The sequence below is a fragment of the Acidobacteriaceae bacterium genome (genome assembly GCA_028283655.1).
GTDB lineage: Bacteria > Acidobacteriota > Terriglobia > Terriglobales > Acidobacteriaceae > Granulicella.
Window position 1 is genome coordinate 56,558 of sequence record JAPWKE010000001.1, and the last position, 17,754, is coordinate 74,311.

14 protein-coding genes are annotated in these 17,754 nt (G+C 59.2%); 6 read left to right on the forward strand and 8 right to left on the reverse strand.

The window, feature by feature from the left end; translation table 11 throughout:
* Positions 1-97 precede the first annotated feature (97 nt).
* Positions 98-463 carry a 50S ribosomal protein L20 gene (gene rplT / locus PW792_00250; GenBank protein MDE1160354.1) on the forward strand — a complete coding sequence of 122 codons (366 nt, stop codon included), beginning with the start codon at positions 98-100 and terminating at the stop codon, positions 461-463.
* Positions 464-535: 72 nt separating this feature from the next.
* On the opposite strand, the gene PW792_00255 is transcribed toward rplT, so the two are convergent.
* Complete coding sequence (locus PW792_00255) at positions 536-2,455, reverse strand: GGDEF domain-containing protein (protein ID MDE1160355.1); 1,920 nt, start codon at positions 2,453-2,455, stop codon at positions 536-538.
* A gap of 165 nt (positions 2,456-2,620) precedes the next feature.
* On the opposite strand from PW792_00255, the gene PW792_00260 reads away from it, so the two are divergent.
* From PW792_00260 to PW792_00280, 5 genes are all read left to right on the forward strand, one after another.
* Positions 2,621-3,616, forward strand: a complete 996-nt coding sequence (locus PW792_00260) for a polysaccharide deacetylase family protein (protein ID MDE1160356.1) — start codon at positions 2,621-2,623, stop codon at positions 3,614-3,616.
* Positions 3,617-3,691: 75 nt separating this feature from the next.
* A complete protein-coding gene (locus PW792_00265; protein MDE1160357.1) occupies positions 3,692-4,636 on the forward strand; it encodes a polysaccharide deacetylase family protein in 945 nt (314 codons plus the stop codon).
* Between the two features lie 44 nt (positions 4,637-4,680).
* Positions 4,681-6,069, forward strand: a complete 1,389-nt coding sequence (locus PW792_00270; protein ID MDE1160358.1) for an FAD-binding oxidoreductase — start codon at positions 4,681-4,683, stop codon at positions 6,067-6,069.
* Between the two features lie 29 nt (positions 6,070-6,098).
* Positions 6,099-6,893: an SDR family oxidoreductase gene (locus PW792_00275; GenBank protein MDE1160359.1), complete on the forward strand. Its 795-nt coding sequence runs from the start codon at positions 6,099-6,101 to the stop codon at positions 6,891-6,893.
* A gap of 341 nt (positions 6,894-7,234) precedes the next feature.
* A complete protein-coding gene (locus tag PW792_00280; GenBank protein MDE1160360.1) occupies positions 7,235-10,684 on the forward strand; it encodes a carboxypeptidase-like regulatory domain-containing protein in 3,450 nt (1,149 codons plus the stop codon).
* A 94-nt stretch (positions 10,685-10,778) separates the two neighbouring features.
* Here the strand turns inward: PW792_00280 and PW792_00285 are convergent, their stop codons facing one another.
* From PW792_00285 to PW792_00315, 7 genes are all read right to left on the reverse strand, one after another.
* A complete protein-coding gene (locus tag PW792_00285) occupies positions 10,779-11,765 on the reverse strand; it encodes a transglutaminase family protein (GenBank protein MDE1160361.1) in 987 nt (328 codons plus the stop codon).
* 114 nt (positions 11,766-11,879) lie between these two features.
* Complete coding sequence (locus tag PW792_00290; GenBank protein ID MDE1160362.1) at positions 11,880-12,866, reverse strand: alpha-E domain-containing protein; 987 nt, start codon at positions 12,864-12,866, stop codon at positions 11,880-11,882.
* A gap of 75 nt (positions 12,867-12,941) precedes the next feature.
* Positions 12,942-14,063: a nucleoside hydrolase gene (locus PW792_00295; GenBank protein ID MDE1160363.1), complete on the reverse strand. Its 1,122-nt coding sequence runs from the start codon at positions 14,061-14,063 to the stop codon at positions 12,942-12,944.
* 38 nt (positions 14,064-14,101) lie between these two features.
* Complete coding sequence (locus tag PW792_00300; GenBank protein MDE1160364.1) at positions 14,102-15,613, reverse strand: hypothetical protein; 1,512 nt, start codon at positions 15,611-15,613, stop codon at positions 14,102-14,104.
* Positions 15,614-15,671: 58 nt separating this feature from the next.
* On the reverse strand, positions 15,672-15,872 hold the full coding sequence (locus PW792_00305; GenBank protein MDE1160365.1) for a hypothetical protein: 201 nt from the start codon (positions 15,870-15,872) through the stop codon (positions 15,672-15,674).
* On the reverse strand, positions 15,841-16,143 hold the full coding sequence (locus PW792_00310) for a BrnT family toxin (protein ID MDE1160366.1): 303 nt from the start codon (positions 16,141-16,143) through the stop codon (positions 15,841-15,843). Before PW792_00310 ends, PW792_00305 begins: the two co-directional genes overlap by 32 nt.
* 4 nt (positions 16,144-16,147) lie before the next feature.
* Complete coding sequence (locus tag PW792_00315; GenBank protein ID MDE1160367.1) at positions 16,148-17,632, reverse strand: circularly permuted type 2 ATP-grasp protein; 1,485 nt, start codon at positions 17,630-17,632, stop codon at positions 16,148-16,150.
* Between the last annotated feature and the right edge of the window lie 122 nt (positions 17,633-17,754).

Here is a 17,754-nt window from a genome sequence, read left to right on the forward strand (position 1 = left end):
TCAGCGAACCCCATTGAGATTGGGAATTGAAACAAGCGAGTGAAGTGGCCCTCCCGCCACCAGCCGCTCAACCGAAGTACGCAAACAGGAGCACACGATGCCTCGTGTAAAACGTAGTACAAAGCGCTCAGATCGCCGTAAAAAGATCCTCAAGCGCGCCAGTGGTTATTTCCTCACCAAGTCCAAGCTCTATCAGGCAGCACAGGAAGCCGTCGAGCGCGGTCTCAAGTTCGCCTACATCGGCCGTAAGCAGAAGAAGCGTCAGTATCGCTCGCTGTGGATCGTCCGTATCGGTGCAGCTGCCAAGCTGAACGGTATGAGCTACTCGACCTTTATCAACGGCCTGAAGAAGGCTGGCAACGGCCTCGATCGCAAGATCCTCGCCGACATCGCTGCAAACGACGCGAAGGGCTTCACGGCTCTCGTAGAGCAGGCCAAGTCGGCCCTCGCAGCAGCGAAGTAAGCAATCTGTCCGCCTAGCGGACAAAGAGAACGGGCGTGGCTTCGGCCACGCTCGTTCTCTTTGCTTTTTGATTTACTGGGCTGCGAGGCGTTCGGCTTTGCGCTGGCGCTTCTGTTCGTACATCACCTGATCGGCTCGGACGAGCAGATCTTCGATGCTGCCTCCGTGTTGCTTCGGGTCGCAGAGCACAACACCGAGGCTGAGGCAAAGCTCGAAGGGGAAGCGTTCTTTCGCGTTGGTCGCGTTGACCTCGGATTGAATCCTCTCCTGCAGTTCGTCGACGAGCTCTTCGCTGCCTTCGAGAGCGACGGCGGCGAACTCGTCGCCGCCTAAGCGGCCGATGACGTCGCTCTTGCGGAAGCTGGAGAGCAGCAGTTCGCCGACGCGTTTCAGGGCTTCGTCGCCCATCTTGTGGCCGTGCGTGTCGTTGATCTGTTTGAAGAGGTCGAGATCGATGTAGATGAGCAGCATCAGCTCGCGGGTCTTCTGGGCCTTGAGCCAGTGTGCCTGGGCGAAGGCGAGGAAGCCGCGGCGGTTGTAGAGGCCGGTGAGCTGGTCGGTGACGACGAGCGAGCGCAACGCCGCCTGCCTGCGCAGGAAGGCGATGATGCCGAGCATCAGGACGGTGATGCCGATGAGGGCAAAGACCGCCCAGGTGGCGTGTTGGGCGGTCCACCACGGTGCGGAGTGCAGGACGACGATGTCGGACTGTGCGCGCATTAGCAGGGTGAAGGTTCTCGGCTCGCGCACCTGATTGACGATGATCAGGGCGACACCGGTCACCTGCAGCATGCTGCCTTTGCCGTACTGGCGACGGTGCATCTGGCTGTGGGGGATGCGGGCGGAGAAGACGGATTCGCCGTCCTGCAGCAGCAAGATCTCTTCGTCGCCACGCTCGAATTGCTCGCGCAGTTTGCCGCTCAGGCGCACCAGTTGCGAGTCGTGGGGAGCGACGAGGAAGCCTTCGCGGTTGACGATCATATCGGCCGCAGAGACCTTCAGCGGCTCCATCTTCTGCCCGGTGCCCAGCTCCTGGAAGATGGCGTTTTCCATCTGTGGTGCGTAGGCTCCGCTGCCGGGGTAGCCTACGGCTTCGACGAGCGTACCGAGAGGGACGGCACGCTTCAAACCGCTCTGCACGAAGAGGCTTCCGCCGTTGTTGTCCTGCAGGTAGAGGCCTTCTCCCGGTTGCGACCAGGTGACCGTGCCGGTGACCTTGATCTGGCTGACGCCGGCGCTGCCTTGCTTGTACTGCAGCATGGCATTCAGCGGGCGATTGGGCAGGTCGAACGGCTCCTGCGGGGCAGGTCGCTCAATGGTGATGTCTTTGGTGCTGGCGACGAAGAGGCGGATTCCGATGAACTGGCGGCGATTGTTGAAGACTGTTCCGGAGACGCCTCGCAGCTCTACTTGCGAGGCCGTGAGTGTACGAATGGCTTCAGGGTCGAAGTCCTGAACGACGGCGTTGACGATGGTGCCTGCGCCGATGTCGACGGTGAGCATCAACCGTGGATGTCCCCAAAGCTGTTTTACTTCGGCCACGCGGACAATGCCGCGGAGCGCAACCCACTGGCTGTCGCGAACGCCACCGAGCAGGTCGGCTGCGGAACGGACGGTGGGCTCCGGCAAGGTTTCGTGGCCGACGATGCTGAGGCTATGCGCCGTAACGATGGGAGCAAAGAGCCCGGCGTCGGTATGTCCGCGCAACTCGATGCGGTCGCCCTGATGCAGGGCCGGAGTCTCGGATGCGCGGTCTACCGAGATGCCGCCCGTTTTGTCGGCGAGGAAGAAGCTGTTTTTCCAGCCAGAAAGCGTGGTGACGACGCCTTCGAGTACTACCGGGCGATGCTCGCTCGCTTCCGCTTCGGTCAGGGCGCGGATGCTGCTGATCGTTTCCAGCGTTGGGGCCTGGGGCTGCCGCGGCCAGGCTGCTCCAGCCGGCAGGCAGAGGAGTGCGACGATCGTCCATTTCTTGAGTGTTGCGGGGAGCATCATCCTTAAGGATACGTATCGGCCGAGATTTCCGATGTACCACCATCGGCACAAAAAACAGGCACCAGGGTCACCTCCCAGGCCTTGTTCGCTGGTCTGATTTGGCTATCCAAAGATATGGTTCTTTCTACCAAAACGTTTTAGTAAAGGGTTAGACTGCTACGCATGAAGTTTCGAGCCCTTTTCGTCGCTGTTTTGCTGACCGCACTGTCGGCTACTCTTGCTGCCCAGCAAACGACACCTGCCACTACGCCTGCTTCCGCTTCGGCCACGCAGCCCAAGCCCGGGCAGAAGCTGGGGGAGATTGCGATTACGTTTGATGATCTGCCTTCGCATGGAGCGTTGCCGCCGGGCGTGACGCGTATGGATATCGTCAAGCGCGTACTCGCGGTGATAGAGAAAGAGCAGCTTCCGCCGGTGACAGGCATGGTGAACGGGGCGCGGTTGCAGTGGGACCCGAAGGGCACGAAGGGCGTGTTGGAAGCGTGGCGTGATGCCGAGCAGCCGTTGGCCAGCCATGGGTTCACGCATCTGAACCTGAACGAGAAGCCGCTCGACGTCTGGACCGCCGACGTGGAGAAGAATGAGCCTTTGCTGCAGAAGCTCGCAGCCTACCCCGAGGGGCAGCCGCAGAAACAGTCGTGGAAGTATCTGCGCTTTCCGTATCTGGGCGAAGGGGAGACGCCGCAGAAGCGTGCTGCGGCCCGGACGTGGCTGACGCAGCACGGCTACCTGGTGGCCGAGGTGACGATGAGCTGGGGAGATTATGCGTGGAACGAGACGTATGCGCGCTGCTCCGTGAAGCATGATGATGTGGCGATCAAGCGTCTGCATGACACGTATCTGGCTGCGGCCCGGCAGAATATGTGGGCAGAGCGGATTGAGAGCTTCAACGCGTTTGGACACGATATTCCGCACGTTCTGCTGCTGCATATCGGCGCGTTTGATGCGGTGATGTTTTCTGAGTTGGTCGCGCAGATTCGAGCCGATGGCTACAAGTTTGTCTCGCTGCCGCAGGCGGAGATGGATGCGGCGTACAGCACGCCGCCGAACAAACTCGACGGCGGCGGGCTGTTTGAAGACCAGGTGTCGCGCGCCAAGGGGTTGGCAATTCCTCACCGCGATAGCTACGAGAAGGAGCTTGCTGCGATGTGCCGTTAGCCGCTTGTGTTCCTCTGAGAAACTCATCGGCGGCGTGGCTGCGTTTCCTGTGGCGCTTATGCAAGACTTAGCCGTATGAGCTTCCGTCTGCTGGGCGCGATGATCTGCCTTTGCCTGCTGTCGAGCACGATCGCGCGCGCGCAAAGCGGCACTCCTGCTGTGGGGAGTGAGCCTGCGCCGCAGATAGCGTTCACCTTTGACGATCTTCCGGCGCATGGTCCGCTGCCTCCGGGAGAAGACCGCCCAGAGCCGGTGCGAGAGATTCTGGCGGCGTTGAAGGCCGCGAATATGCCTCCGGTCTATGGCTTCGTCAACGGATTTCGCGTGACGCAGTTTCCTTATCAGGAGCACATTTTGAACGCGTGGCACGCGGCGGGCCAGCCAATGGGCAGCCACACGTACTCGCACCCGGGGCTTGACCAGCTTACTGCGCGGTCCTACATCAACGACATTCAGCGAAACGAAGAGTTTCTGCGTCGCGCAGACGAAGGCGGCGACTGGCGCTGGTTTCGCTATCCGTTTCTGGAGGAAGGGAACACGCTCTCCAAGCGGGACAAGGTGCGTACCTGGCTTTCGCTGCACGGGTATCGTATTGCGGAGATCTCCATGGACTTTCAGGATTACAACTGGAACGACACCTATGCGCGCTGCTCGGTGAAGAAGGATGAGGTTGCGATTCGCCACCTGCATGACACCTACCTGTCTGCGGCGTCCCAGGCTGTTGTGGCCTTCCGGGGGCTGTCGCATACGCTCTATGGCCGGGACGTTCGCTACATTCTGCTGATGCACGTTGGAGCGTTCGACGCGAAGATGCTGCCAGAGCTTCTTGCGCAGTTTCGCAGCGAAGGCTTCGAGTTCGTGACGCTGGAGAAGGCTGCGGCCGACGAAGCCTACAGCTTTGACCCCCACCAGACGACCAAGGGCGGATCGACGTTCCTGGAGCAGGTGGCTGCGGCGCGTAAGGTGAACGTCCCCGATCTTCCGGACTACTCCGTGGAACTGGCCCGTATGTGTCACTAAGAAGCTGAGTTTCTCCTGCGCGCCATCGCGTATCCTTAGCTTGTATGCCTGACAATTCTTCGCAAGAGCCCCTGCTCGCGACGCGCAATACGGCTGACGAGCCCTTTGCCGGTACGCCCCCGTTTGAGTCCTGGGGCCGCTATCCGCGCTATAACGCTACGGTGAAGCCTCTGCATTGGCAGAGCGATTTTCCCCGGGCCATCGACGGAGTGCACACGGGTGCGCTCGCCGTGGGGATGGGGCGGTCGTATGGCGACGTTGGCCTGCTGAAGGACGGCACGCTGCTGCATACCGTCAGCATGAATCGACTGCTGATGTGGGACCCGCAGACGGGTGTGCTCACCGCTGAAGCGGGCATTACGCTGGCGCAGATTCTCGATTTTGCTGTTCCGCGCGGCTTCTTTCTGCCCGTGACGCCCGGCACCAAGTACGTGACGCTGGGTGGTGCGATTGCGAACGACGTTCACGGCAAGAACCACGAAGCCGCTGGATCGTTCGGCAACCACGTACCGAAGTTTGAGCTGGTGCGCTCCGATGGCACGCATGTTCTGTGCTCGCCGACGGAGAATCCGGACATGTTCGCGGCGACGATCGGCGGCATGGGGCTTACCGGCGTCATCACCTGGGCACAGCTTCGGCTGAAGCCCATCGTGAGCCGCATGATCGACTACGAGGGCATTCAGTTTCACGGCATCGACGAGTTCCTCGCTATCAAAAAGCAGTACGCCAACGTGGAGTACACCGTCTCCTGGCTTGACTGTGTGTCCACGGGGAAGAACTTTGCGCGCGGCGTCTTCATGCTCGGCGACCACTCGAAGGACCCCGGTGAGTTGAAGCCCTCTGGCAAGCCCAAGCTGACCTTCCCCATGGACGCCCCGGGCTTTCTGCTGAATAAGCTGACGATCTCGGCGTTCAACACGGCGTTCTTCCATAAGCAGATGAAGAAGCACGTCATCACGAAGCAGGACTACGAGCCGTTCTTCTACCCGCTCGACGCGGTACACAAGTGGAACCGCATGTATGGCAAGCGTGGGCTCGTACAGTTCCAGTTCGCACTGCCGTGGGAGACCAGCAAGGAAGGCACGATCGCCATGCTGCAGGAGATTACCAAGAGCGGCCTGGCGAGCTTTCTCGCCGTGCTCAAAACCTTCGGGGACGTGCCCTCACTCGGCATGATGAGCTTCCCGATGCCCGGCTTCATGTTTGCGCTCGACTTTCCGATCAAGGACATCACCTTCCCGCTGATGCAGCGACTCGGTGATATGACGAAGGACTTCGGAGGCCGGCTCTACCCCGCGAAGGACGCCTGCATGACCGCTGACCAGTTTCAGACGTACTACCCGCAGTGGGAGCGCTTTGCTCGGTACAAAGACCCTGCGATCACTTCTAGCTTCTGGGAACGCGTGACCGGACCGAACGGAGGTGCACGATGAGCACGGTTCCTCCTATGAATACCGGCGCGATGGGTGCCGTTACTGCTGCCAGCGCTCGCACGACGAAGACTGGCGAACCTTATACACCGAAGCGCATCCTCGTACTTGGTGCGACGAGCGGCATCGCCGAGCAGTGCTGCCGTCTGTGGGCGGAGCGTGGCGATAGCCTCTTCCTTGTAGGCCGCGACACCAACAAGCTTGCAGCGGTGGCTGCGGACCTCAAGATTCGCGGCGCGGCGTATGTCGACAGCGCGGTGGCCGATCTTGACGACACGGCGCGCCATCCCGAGTTGCTGGCACATGCGATCAACTCGTTGGCTGGACTCGACGTAGCGTTCCTGGTGATGGGTGCTCTTGGCTCACAGCCTGCAGCGGAAAAGAACTTTGCCGACGCGCACCGCCTGCTGCACACGAACTACGTCGCTCCGGTAAGCCTGCTGACGTGGCTGGCGAACTACTGCGCGCAACGCCATAGCGGGACGCTCGCTGTGGTTAGCTCGGTCGCTGGCGAACGTGGCCGCAAGTCGAACTACGTGTATGGTTCGGCGAAGGCTGGGCTCACGGCGTTCACAGACGGCCTTCGCAATCGCATCGACCGCGAAGGCGTGAAGGTGATGACGATCAAGCCCGGCCCGGTGAAGACCTCGATGACCGAGGGTATGAAGGGCAGTGAAAAATTTGCGCTGGTTGAGGTCGTTGCGGCTACGCTGGTGAAGTCGATCGACAAGGGCACGCCTGTTGTATACGTCCCCGGCATCTGGCGAATCATCATGGCGGTTATCCGTACAATTCCGGACAGCATCTTCAAAAAGCTCAACCTGTAACTCGTATTGCGAGTAAGTAGAGCCCGATAAAAAAGTAACTTACGCCGACCTGATTTCAGGTCGGCGTACTTTTTTATCGCCTGGCGAATCAACCGGATACCTGCGCGACTATCTTTTGATGTCGTCCACCGACAGGGTATGGAAATTCAGGCAATATCGCTTTCCGAAGCTACGTTTGCTCAAGAAGTATCGCGTAGCGAGGGCGGGGAAATAGGGGAAATATAAAGAAATAGTGAATTACAACTTTGGCATCGAGATTGCGTATGTAGTGTGCGAGCGTCCCTCATAACCCAGCGATGAGTTGCACTGAGAACGTTCATTTCTATCCGAGGTAGCAACTAATGTTCGATCCCTCCTCATTTCGCGTAGGCCAGGCCGTTCGTCGTGGACTGCTTGTGCTCGCCTGTGCTGCTGCCGTGACGGTGAGTCACGCGCAGTCCAACCGCGGCACCGTGACCGGTGTCGTGCAGGACGCAACGGGCGCAGTTGTCGCCAATGCTGAAGTTGTTCTGAAGTCCCCGTCGCAGGGAACCACGATCGTTCTTAAAACGAACTCCGCTGGTGTCTACCGTTTCGACAGCGTGAACACAGGCGACTATGTTGTCACCGTCAAGTCTGCTGGCTTCGTAAGTCAGGAGCAACCTGCAACTGTCGTCGTCGGTTCGACCGTTGGACGTGATTTCAAGCTTGCTGTTGGCAGCTCGAACGATACCGTTGAGGTTGTTTCGAACTCTCTTGAACTTCAGACGGAAGATGCCGTTCGAGGCGGCACCGTCGCATCTCGCGAACTTGCAGAGCTCCCGATCTCAGGTCAGAACTCTCTGAATTTGATTCTTACTGCTCCGGGTGTTGTACGTTCAAACCTTGCAGCTGGTGGATCGCTGGACAGCGGTATTGGCGCAGTAAATGGTGCTCGTGCTCGCTCAAATAACTTCCTTATCGATGGCTTGCAGAACAACGACATCTCGGTAGCAGGCCCTCAATACGTCATTACCAATAACGACGTGTTGCAGGAAGTGAACTTCCAGACTTCGAACTTCTCGCCTGAATTCGGTCGTGCTGGTGGCGCTATTGTTTCTCAGATTACAAAGTCCGGTACGAACAAAATTCACGGTACCGTCGCGGTCGTTTATCGCAGCCAGCTCTTCCGCGCTACAACCTCGCTGGAGCGCAGTGCTTTCACTTCCAATCTGGCGACGTACGCCGCGCAGCAGGCCGCAGGCAACACTTCCTATCCGTACCCCGATGTGAAGAACAAGTTCCACGAGTTCCGTCCGGCCATCACCATTGGCGGTCCGCTTGTTATTCCTCATCTTTATGATGGCAAGGACCGTACCTTCATCTTTGGCGGTGGGCAGCTCTTCCGTGATCGTTATAACGCTCTGGCAACCTTCACCAGCATTCCGACGGCTACCGGCTACACGACCTTGAACAATTTGGCAGCATCAACCGGTTGCAGCAACGTGCGTTTGTACCTGAGCATTCTCAACGCACTCGGCAATCCAACCTCGAGCTTCCAGCAGGCGGCGACTTCTATTGCTGTCCCCACTTCGCTTGCAACGTCGACATGCAACGGCACCGCACGTACGGGCCAGACGCTCTCGACTGGTCAGTTCTACCGCTCGGCTCGGGAAGCTTACGACGATCAGAACTTCAATGTTCGCCTCGATCATAAGGTTTCGGAGAAGCAGAGCATGCTCTTCCGCTTCCTCTATGATGACAACGTTGACAACCTCGGTGGCAGCGAAGCTGTGGGCCCTGCGTTTGACGTTCCGTCACGTGGTCGTACTATGGGCGGCGCGTTCAACGACGTTTATCAGGTCAAGAACAACCTGCTAAATGAGTTCCGCTTTGGTTACACACGCTCCAGTGTTAAATTCCTGATCCCTGCAAGTGCTGCGTTGGGCGCTTCGCTTCCTGCGTACTCGGCTACCAGTCTCAACATTCCTGCGATCTCATCCTCCTTCAGCCAGGGACGTACGGCTAACAGCTTCGAGTATGAAGACACATTGACCTACGTGAAGGGCAAGCATGCCTTCAAGGTTGGCGGTGCTTTCCTTCGCCAGCTCGCAGTGCAGATTGCTCCATTCAACTCGCGTGGTACGGTTGCTTACTCGCAGATTACGGCAGCAAACTCAGCGGCGTACTATGCCACGGCTGTTACTGCTATCGCGAACTTCATCGACGATTACGCTGGTGTGAGTTCCGCGCCTGTGAACAAGTTGTTTGATACGGCCAGCCCTGCACAACCGGGTACCTATCGTCCAAACCTTTTCACGCAATCCTACTTTGCTCAGGACACATGGAAGGTTACTCCTGACCTCACGCTTGTTTACGGTCTCCGTTACGAGAACTTCGGTCAGCCGGCGAATAGCCTCCCGAATCCCGCGTTTGTGGGTTACGGTACCAGCGACTATCTTTCGACGGCTCGCGTGAACCAGGACAACAATAATGTTGGCCCGACGTTCGGCTTCTCGTATAACCCTCATATCGGCGGTGGCCTGCTGAATGGGCGCACCGTTATCCGTGGTGGATACCAGGTGACTTACGACACTTTCTACAACAACCTGTTGTCGAATATGAAGGCAGCTTCACCCAACTCACCGTCAAATCTCACGACTGCCAGCGCTATTTCCGCTACCACTCTCCGTGGTACTCCGGGAATTTCAACGGCTCTCGCGACCGCAGTTCCGACGTTGAACCCGTATACGACGCAGTCGTCGATCTTCCCGAAGAATATTCGTAACCCCTACTACCACCACTTCTCGCTGGGTATTCAGGAACAGCTGCCTGCGAAGATGGTGTTGGATGTGGCTTACGTCGGCACACTTGGCCGTCAATTGTTCTTCACCAACCCCATCAACCCGGGTCTTCCGAACACGGCTCAGACCGCAGTTGCAACGCAGACCACCACGTATGGCACCCAGACTCTGCGTGTGTACGCAAACCGCGGCAACGTTCAGACACGTGATAGTGGCCTGACCTCTAACTATCACTCTCTGCAGATTCAGCTTCGCCATAAGGGACTGAGCACGCCGGTAGGTCACATCTTCTTCCAGACCTCCTACACGTGGTCGAAGAACCTGGATGTACTGACGGAAACCTTCGCAACGAGTTCCTCGGGACAGAATCCCTCGCGCTCGCCTCTTCTTGGCGGCCCGCTTGGTTATCTTGACTACGGTCCTTCCGATAACGACCGTCGCAATGTATCGAGCACGGTCGTCAATTGGGCTGTTCGCGGACCGAGCCGTGGGGTTCTTAAGCGTGTTCTCGGTGGCTGGTCTGTTGCTCCGATCCTCACTGCGCAGAGCGGCACTCCGTACACCGTGCTCAATGGTGTTGACCGTGATCTCGACGGCTCCACTCTTGGCGATCGTCCTGACGTTGGCAATATGAAGGCTGCCTATGATTCGCGTGGTACCTATGACACCACGTGCACCAACGGCGTCCGTAATCTTGCAACCAGCTCTTGCACTTCGAAGGATCAGGTTCGCTACATCCTCGTAACGACTTACTCCCCCTCGAGCCCCAGCATCGCCCATCGTAACTTCGCTTACACCACGCGCTATCTAAACCTGGATACAAACATCCTGAAGAAGATTGCGATCAAGAACGATGTCAACCTTGAACTGCGTGGTGAGTTCTTTAACGTAACCAATAACCAGAACTACGACACCCCATCCGCTTATTCGAACCTCAATACGTATGGTGCGTCGACCAACTTCCTCAATACTTCGCTCCAGAGCGGCGGTTCGCGCTCCTTCCGCGTAGGTGGAAAGCTGTTGTTCTAAGCAGGACGAAGTCATAGAGAAGGCCGCCCTCGGGCGGCCTTCTCTATTTGCATAACGTGAAATCTCTTGTTCGTGAGGCTCCGAGCTAACCCGCTTACTGCTGCTGCTGGGCTTGCTGTAGCTGCTTCAGGCTTGGTGCTGGCTGCTCCGGAAGTGCTTGCGCTTTCTCCACCAGGATGACCCAGTCTTCCGGTACCGGGAGTTCGCGGTCAAGTGATGGCGTTCCCTGGCTAGGCTCGACGCGTACGGCTACAGAGAGTTCGCTCTTCGTGCGGCCGCGGTAGATGCCGTGCGTTGGAGGAACGTCGGAGTAGTCGCGGCCGATCGCTGTGCGGATATGGCGGTCGCCGGCGACAAGGTTGTTCGTCGGGTCGAAGCCGACCCATCCAAGCTCCGGCAGGAGGCACTCGATCCAGGCGTGCGTTGCCTGATCGTCGGAGCGATCCTTGAACTGGGCGCCGTGATAGAGGTAGCCCGAGACGTAGCGGCAGGGGATCCGCAGGTGGGTGCGGACCAACGTGATCATGACGTGCGCAAAGTCCTGGCAAACGCCCGCGCGCGCGATCAGCGCTTCGTCGATAGGCGAATCGGCGGTTGTCGATTTCGGCTTGTAGTCGAAGGCGCGGTAGAGCTGTTCGTTGAGCCGGTGCAGGGTCGTCAGAGGATCGTCGGAACGGTCCAGCTTCAGCTCCACAGAGAGCTTTTCCAGCTCTTCCGTCGAGGTGCAGAACTGGCTGGGGAGCAACATCTCCCAGAAGTCGCCTGCCTGCACCATGGCGTCGATCTCGTCCCACGAGCCCGGCGGCAGAGATGCCGGGACTTCTGGGTGCGGGGTCATCTCGACGATCGCTTCGGCCACGATCACAAGCTGCGCATGCTGGCCTGGAATGTCGAAGTGATGAATGTGGTTGTTCAGGTGGTCGCGGTAGCTGAAGACTCGGCAACGCGGCGAGACGGCGAGGTGGAACGTGAGGCAGCGTTGCTGTGCATCGGAGCGCGGATGCATCCGCGTCTCCATAATGCTTTCGCTCACGGGCGTCTTATACGCAAACTTGGTCAGATGTCGGATCGAGTAGTACATGGGCGGCTCCGTGTACAGCGACTGCAACTGCGACTTCATGGGGTAACTACACTTCTTTCTGATGCGGTCTTGCCTGTGCAAACCTTGCTTGAAACGGTGATGCAGCGCGAATTCTCAGCCCGCGAGCGCTGCTTGAATCGAATAGTCCACATAAAGATGGTAGATGGCTTCGTGGATCTCCTGGCATTGCGCCTGGATGTTGTGCAGGTAGGCGACAACGTTGCCCGCCAGAATCTCGTCCACGCTGGCGTAGCTCAAGGCTGCCGCCGCACGGCCGGCCATCTTGCGCAGGCTTTCTGCGCGGGTGCCGCCGGCGTCGTCCTGGATCTTGTCCAGCGCCTCGCGAATGCTCTCGATCGAGAAGCGGATCGAGTGAGGAAACTCTTCATCCAGCACCAGAAACTCGAGGATTTTTTCCGGGGTCAGATCTGCGGTGTAAACCTTGCAGTACGCCTCGAAGGCGGTCGCGGAACGCAGCAGACCCATCCATTCGAGATACTCGTTGCCATCGATGGTGGGTTCGGTCTGGGCCCACAGGTCACCCTGATACGCCTCCAGCAAAATGGCTGTAGCGGCAGCGCGTTCGAGGAAGCGGCCTACCTGGATGAAGTGCCAGCCTTCGCCGTGCGACATCGTGGAGTCGGTGACACCCTGGAACTGGTGCACGGCCTCCATGACCTGCTGAAGAAATGCAGCAGGCGCATCGCCTGTGGGCTGCTCTTCTTCTACCTTCATCATGGTGCGCAGCTCTGGCCGCGTCACTTCCAGGTACAGCGAGTTCAGCCGATGCCATTGCTCGGTCGAGATCTGCTCGCGTACGTGGCGCGCGTTTTCGCGGGCCTTCATAATGCAGTTCAACACGCTCGACTTGTTCGCGACATCGAACGTAAGCGCATGCATCAGGTCGTAGGGATTGCCTTCCCACTTCACCTGTTTCGGCTTGCCGAGAGAAGCGAGCAGACGCTCCCAGCGATGGTCTGCGGAGTTTGCGTTCTCATCCAGCATCAGGTTCAGATTCACGTCCAGCAGACGCGCTGTGTGTTCGGCGCGTTCCAGGTAGCGGGACATCCAGTAGAGCGAATCAGCAACGCGTGAAAGCATCCGTGGGAGGGTTCCTTTACAGCAGAGTTACAGGATGGTTGGATTTCACTCTACATCACGCGAAGGCTTTGGCGGCTATGGTTTGTGCGGTGGAGCTTTCATCAGCGCAACAAAGAGCTTGCTGAAGCGTTCGCTGTCTAAATCCTGCTGCACGTGAACCAGTTGTACGTCGCGTTGCGGCTTCGTGGCGGCTGACCAGGAGAGCGTTCCGCCGTAGTTCGGACCACGCGTCAGATCGACGTCGATGTAGAGCGTTTGCTCTTTCGTGATGATCTTCGGATCGAGCCACGCGGCGGCCTCGAGCTCGTCCCACAGGTAGTGATACTCGCGGGTGTACTTCGCCACGTACTGCGCGGCAGGCGTATCGCCAGCGGCGATTTCTTGCATCATCTCCTTGCTGAACAACGTCTTCACGCTGATGTCGACGGTTGTCAGATCGATGCGTGGCCAGTGCGCGCGCAGTACGATGTGCGCGGCTTCGGGATCGAACCAGAAGTTGAACTCGTGGCGCGGGTCGGTCGCAAACTCCGGGTCGCCGGTGTTGGGCTCAAGACTTCCGCCCATGATCAGGATGCCCTTGGTCAGCTCGGCGAACTCAGGATCGATCTTCAGCGCGAGTGCGATATTCGTCAGCGGCCCCGCGGCGTAAATCGTGACCTCGTGAGGATGCTCGTGCACCTGCCGCACCAGAAAGTGCGCGGCGTCTTCCTTCAGCGGAGCCGTGTGCGGTTCGCCTTCTTCAAGCTTCGGAACGAGCATCGGAGCGTGATAGGGCTGGCCACTGTTGTGCTCGGCGGAGTCTCCCCAGGCGCCGTACCAGACGCTGCGTCCGTAGATCGCGCGCTCCTGCCTGGCGTCGGCTTCATCATGCACGAGAGGGAAGATCGCTCCGGGCACGACGGGTACGTCCGTACGGTGGATCAGCTCGAGCATCCGCAGCGTATGCGCTACCTCTTCGGGCTCCCACGCGTTGCCGCTCACCATCGTCAGGCCAAGCACGCGGACGTCCGGTGACTGCAGCAGCACCATCATCGCCATCTGGTTAGAGCCGCCGGGGCCGGAGCCGTCCTGGTCCATGATCACCAGCCGCGGTGCAGGCTGCTGCTGGGCCTGCAGTGCCGCGCAGGGGAGTAGAGCTAATGTCGCCGTTGCAGCCATCATCGTCCGCACAAAAGAGAAGCGCATGGCCTCGATCATACGAGACCATGCGCTGTTTGGTGCGTTGGTGGTGATCGCTAGAAGCGAAGCATCAACGCGCTTGCGGCAGGAACGGTGAAGCTGGGTCGCTTCGCTGTGGCGGAGCACTTCGCGGTCTTCGCAAAGTCACGGCCACCGCTCCAGTTGACGCGCTTGGAGGTCAACGAGGATGCGGTCAGAGTCGCAGTACAGGCGCCCTTGGCCTCCGGCATGTCGATCGTCAACGCCTGCGTCTCGTCCTTGTTGATGATGGCCACCAGCGTCTTGCCGTTCGGCAGCTTGGCTGCATAGGCCGTTGCGTTGACTGAGCCTGCAGCTAGCTCCACGCCGATCATCTGTGCTCCGGAGAACTGCTGTCCGAACTGCATGCCGTAGAAGACCGGTTCCGGCACGTACTTGCCGTCGATATGCGCAATCGGCGTATAGAAGGGGCGCGCGTGTGGCTCCTTCGGGTCTTTCATCAGGGCTTCGCCTGGCAGGGTTCCGCCCAGAGAGGCTGCGACCTGATCCCCGCCGCCGCCGTGCAGGTTGACTCCCGCGTAGCCGTCTTTCGCCAGCGTCAGAACGTAGTCTGCGGCCCACAGCGATGCGGCGAAGGCGTCGGAGACTCCCGGCTTGCCGCCGAGGTAGCAGGTGTTGCCCTCGGTCATGCGGTAGGGCACATGCAACCGCTCTGCAGCGGAGGAGATGTCCTTTGTCAACTGATCGACCTTTGCACTGTGCTTCAGCAGCAGGTCGATGTTGACGTCCGGGTTCTTGGGCGGGCCGTTGAAGTAGTAGTGATGGCTCAACGCCGCTACCTGCGGACGCTCGCTCGCGGGCAGCTCCAGCAGCCGCGTCACGACCTTCGCATACCACTCAGGATTGCCCGAGGTGTCGGGCAGGCCGAACTTCGCGCTGGGCACGGCCCTCGTGATGGCCTGTGCTTCGGCCAGCCACTCGTCGAAGTACTTCTCTGCCGTCCAGGTCTTCGGATCGCGCAGATGCATTCGAAAGAGGTCTGGCTCGTTGCCTACCTGAAAGTACTCGAGCTTTGCGCCCAGCGTCTTCGCAACGAAGACAGCTTCTTCGGCGGCGCGCTGCGGCGTGTTTGTGCCCAGGTTGATGCCGTAGAGGCACGTCCAGCCTGTCGCATCCAGAAAGCCGCGCAGGTTGCGAACCGCTTCCGGGGTGATCGCGTACTGGTGCTTGTCGATGGTGAAGTTCTTGTCTTCGTGGTCGAAGTGAATCTCTGGTTGCGTGGCTTCCGATGTTGCCTTCCACCAGCCCACGTCGGAGGTGTTGCCACCGATGCGCAGCACGCCATGCGGTGCCAGCTCGGTGAACGCTGCGATCAGGCCCTTGTTCGCCACGGAAAAGAAGTTGGGGTCGGAGAGCTGCTCGGTCTCGTAGGAGAGGCCGATGAAGCTTGCCGGGATCTTCGCACCGAGCTGCTCGGGCTGAAGCGTCAGCGTGGCGGGTGAGGATGCAGGTTCAGCGAACGCGGAGCGGGCAGAAGCTGCAGCAGCGGCTGTCGCAAAGACAAACTGACGGCGATTCAAAATCGGCATGGCACAAAGACTATGCTTTCTTTACCGCTGAAGTAAAACGATTTAGTAGATTTTATTTTTAGCTGGCCTTGCGGTGCAGTGATGCACCGGGGCGCCAGCCCTCGCGTCGGCGTTTCGCTGCCAGCTCAAGGTCGAAGCTCCGCTCGGGAATATCCGAGGTGTCGACCTCCGCGTCGGGCTTGTCTGCGAGTTTACGCAGCCGTTCCAGTGCCTCTGGAAGAAGAGGATCAGCCGATGTTTTGCGAACGGTTTCGCTCATAATCCATCCTTTCGTGCTCCAAAGCCTTCCTGGCTGAAATGATACGCACAAAGATGTCCTGGTCGTCAGACTCTTCAAGATGGATCACAAGTAAAACCGTAATTCCAGCAGCGAGACCGACCGTTCTCCACCGCAACTCACCGTCGGCGACAGAGTCTTCCTGTGTCAGCCGAAACTCATCCTGGAAGATCAGTGCTGCGTCCTCGAATGCCAAGCCATGCTTTTCGAGATTGCTTGCAGCTTTCTTTTCGTCCCACTCGAAATAAATCACGCGTCTAGCTCAGCACCCAGGTGTCCTTGGAGCCGCCGCCCTGCGAGCTGTTGACGACCAGCGAGCCGCGCTTGAGCGCCACGCGGGTCAGGCCGCCGGGAACGATCGTCACCTTGTCGCCGTAGAGCACATAGGGGCGCAGATCGACGTGGCGGGGTTCGAGTTCGTCGCCGATCAGGCACGGGGCGCGCGAGAAGCTGATCGTCGGCTGCGCGATGTAGTTGTTCGGATTTGTGCGGATCTTCTCTGCGAACGCCGCACGTTCCTTTGGCGTGGCGTGGGGGCCGATCAGCATGCCGTAGCCGCCGCTCTCGCCCACAGCCTTTACGACCAGCTTGTCGAGGTTCGCCAACACGTGCTCGCGCTCCTTGGGGATACGGCACAGGAAGGTCTTTACGTTGTTCAGAATCGGATCTTCGCCGAGGTAGTACTTGATGATGTCAGGGACGAACGCGTAGAGCGCCTTGTCATCAGCCACGCCTGTTCCGAAGGCGTTCGCCAGCGTCACATTGCCGGCGCGATAGGCGTTGAAGATGCCGGCAACGCCGAGGATGGTGTCCGGGCGGAACGCCAGCGGATCGATGAAGTCGTCGTCGACGCGGCGGTAGATCACGTCCACGCGGCGCAGGCCGCTGGTCGTACGCATGTAGCAGATGTTGTCGTGGACGACGAGATCGCGGCCTTCTACCAGCTCAATGCCCATCTGGCGCGCGAGGTACGCGTGCTCAAAGTACGCCGAGTTGAAGACGCCCGGCGAGAGCAGAACGATGTTTGGCTCGGGGCGGCCTTCCGGTGCGAGCGAGCGCAGCGTTCCCAGCAGAACCTGGGTGTAATGCTCGATCGGGCGCACGTTGTAGTGGCGGAAGAGCTGGGGGAAGATGCGCTTCATCACGCGGCGGTTGGTCAGCATATAGCTGACGCCCGACGGGACGCGCAGATTGTCTTCCAGCACCACAAACTCGCCGTTCTGCATACGGATCAGGTCCGTTCCACAGATCGCGACGTAGACGTTGCGCGGAACCTGGAGGCCGACCATGTGGCGGCGGTACTGCGGGCAGGAGTAGACTAGTTCGCGCAGGACGACGTTGTCCTTCAGGATCCTGCCTTCGTTGTAAATGTCCTTCAGGAACATGTTCAGCGCGGTGATTCGCTGGGTCAGCCCGCGCTCTACCCGCTCCCATTCGGCGGAGGTGATGATGCGGGGGAGCAAATCGTACGGGAAAATTTTTTCTGTGCCTTCTTCGCGTCCGTAGACGGTGAAGGTGATGCCCTGGTTCAGGAAGCTGAGGTCGGCGGCCTGCTTGCGGCGCTGAACTTCGGCGGGCGGCAGCTCGGCAAAAAGCTCGAGAAGCGGCTCGTAGTGCGGGTGCAGAGCGTTTGGCCCGGCGAACATCTCGTCGTAGGCTTCATCCAGCTGGTAGTTCGCCAGTGCGGCCATTTGCTGGGAGAGAACAGCTTGCGAAGCGTCCGATGCGGTGCGATTGTCCATAGAGTGGCCTCAGTATAGGCGAAGCTTCTTCCTCCCGCGCACCCTCTGTGAGATAAACTGAAAGCGACGCGCCGAAAGCCGAAAATTCCCATTCTCCGGTGTGCTCCGCTCAGGAGCCCGTT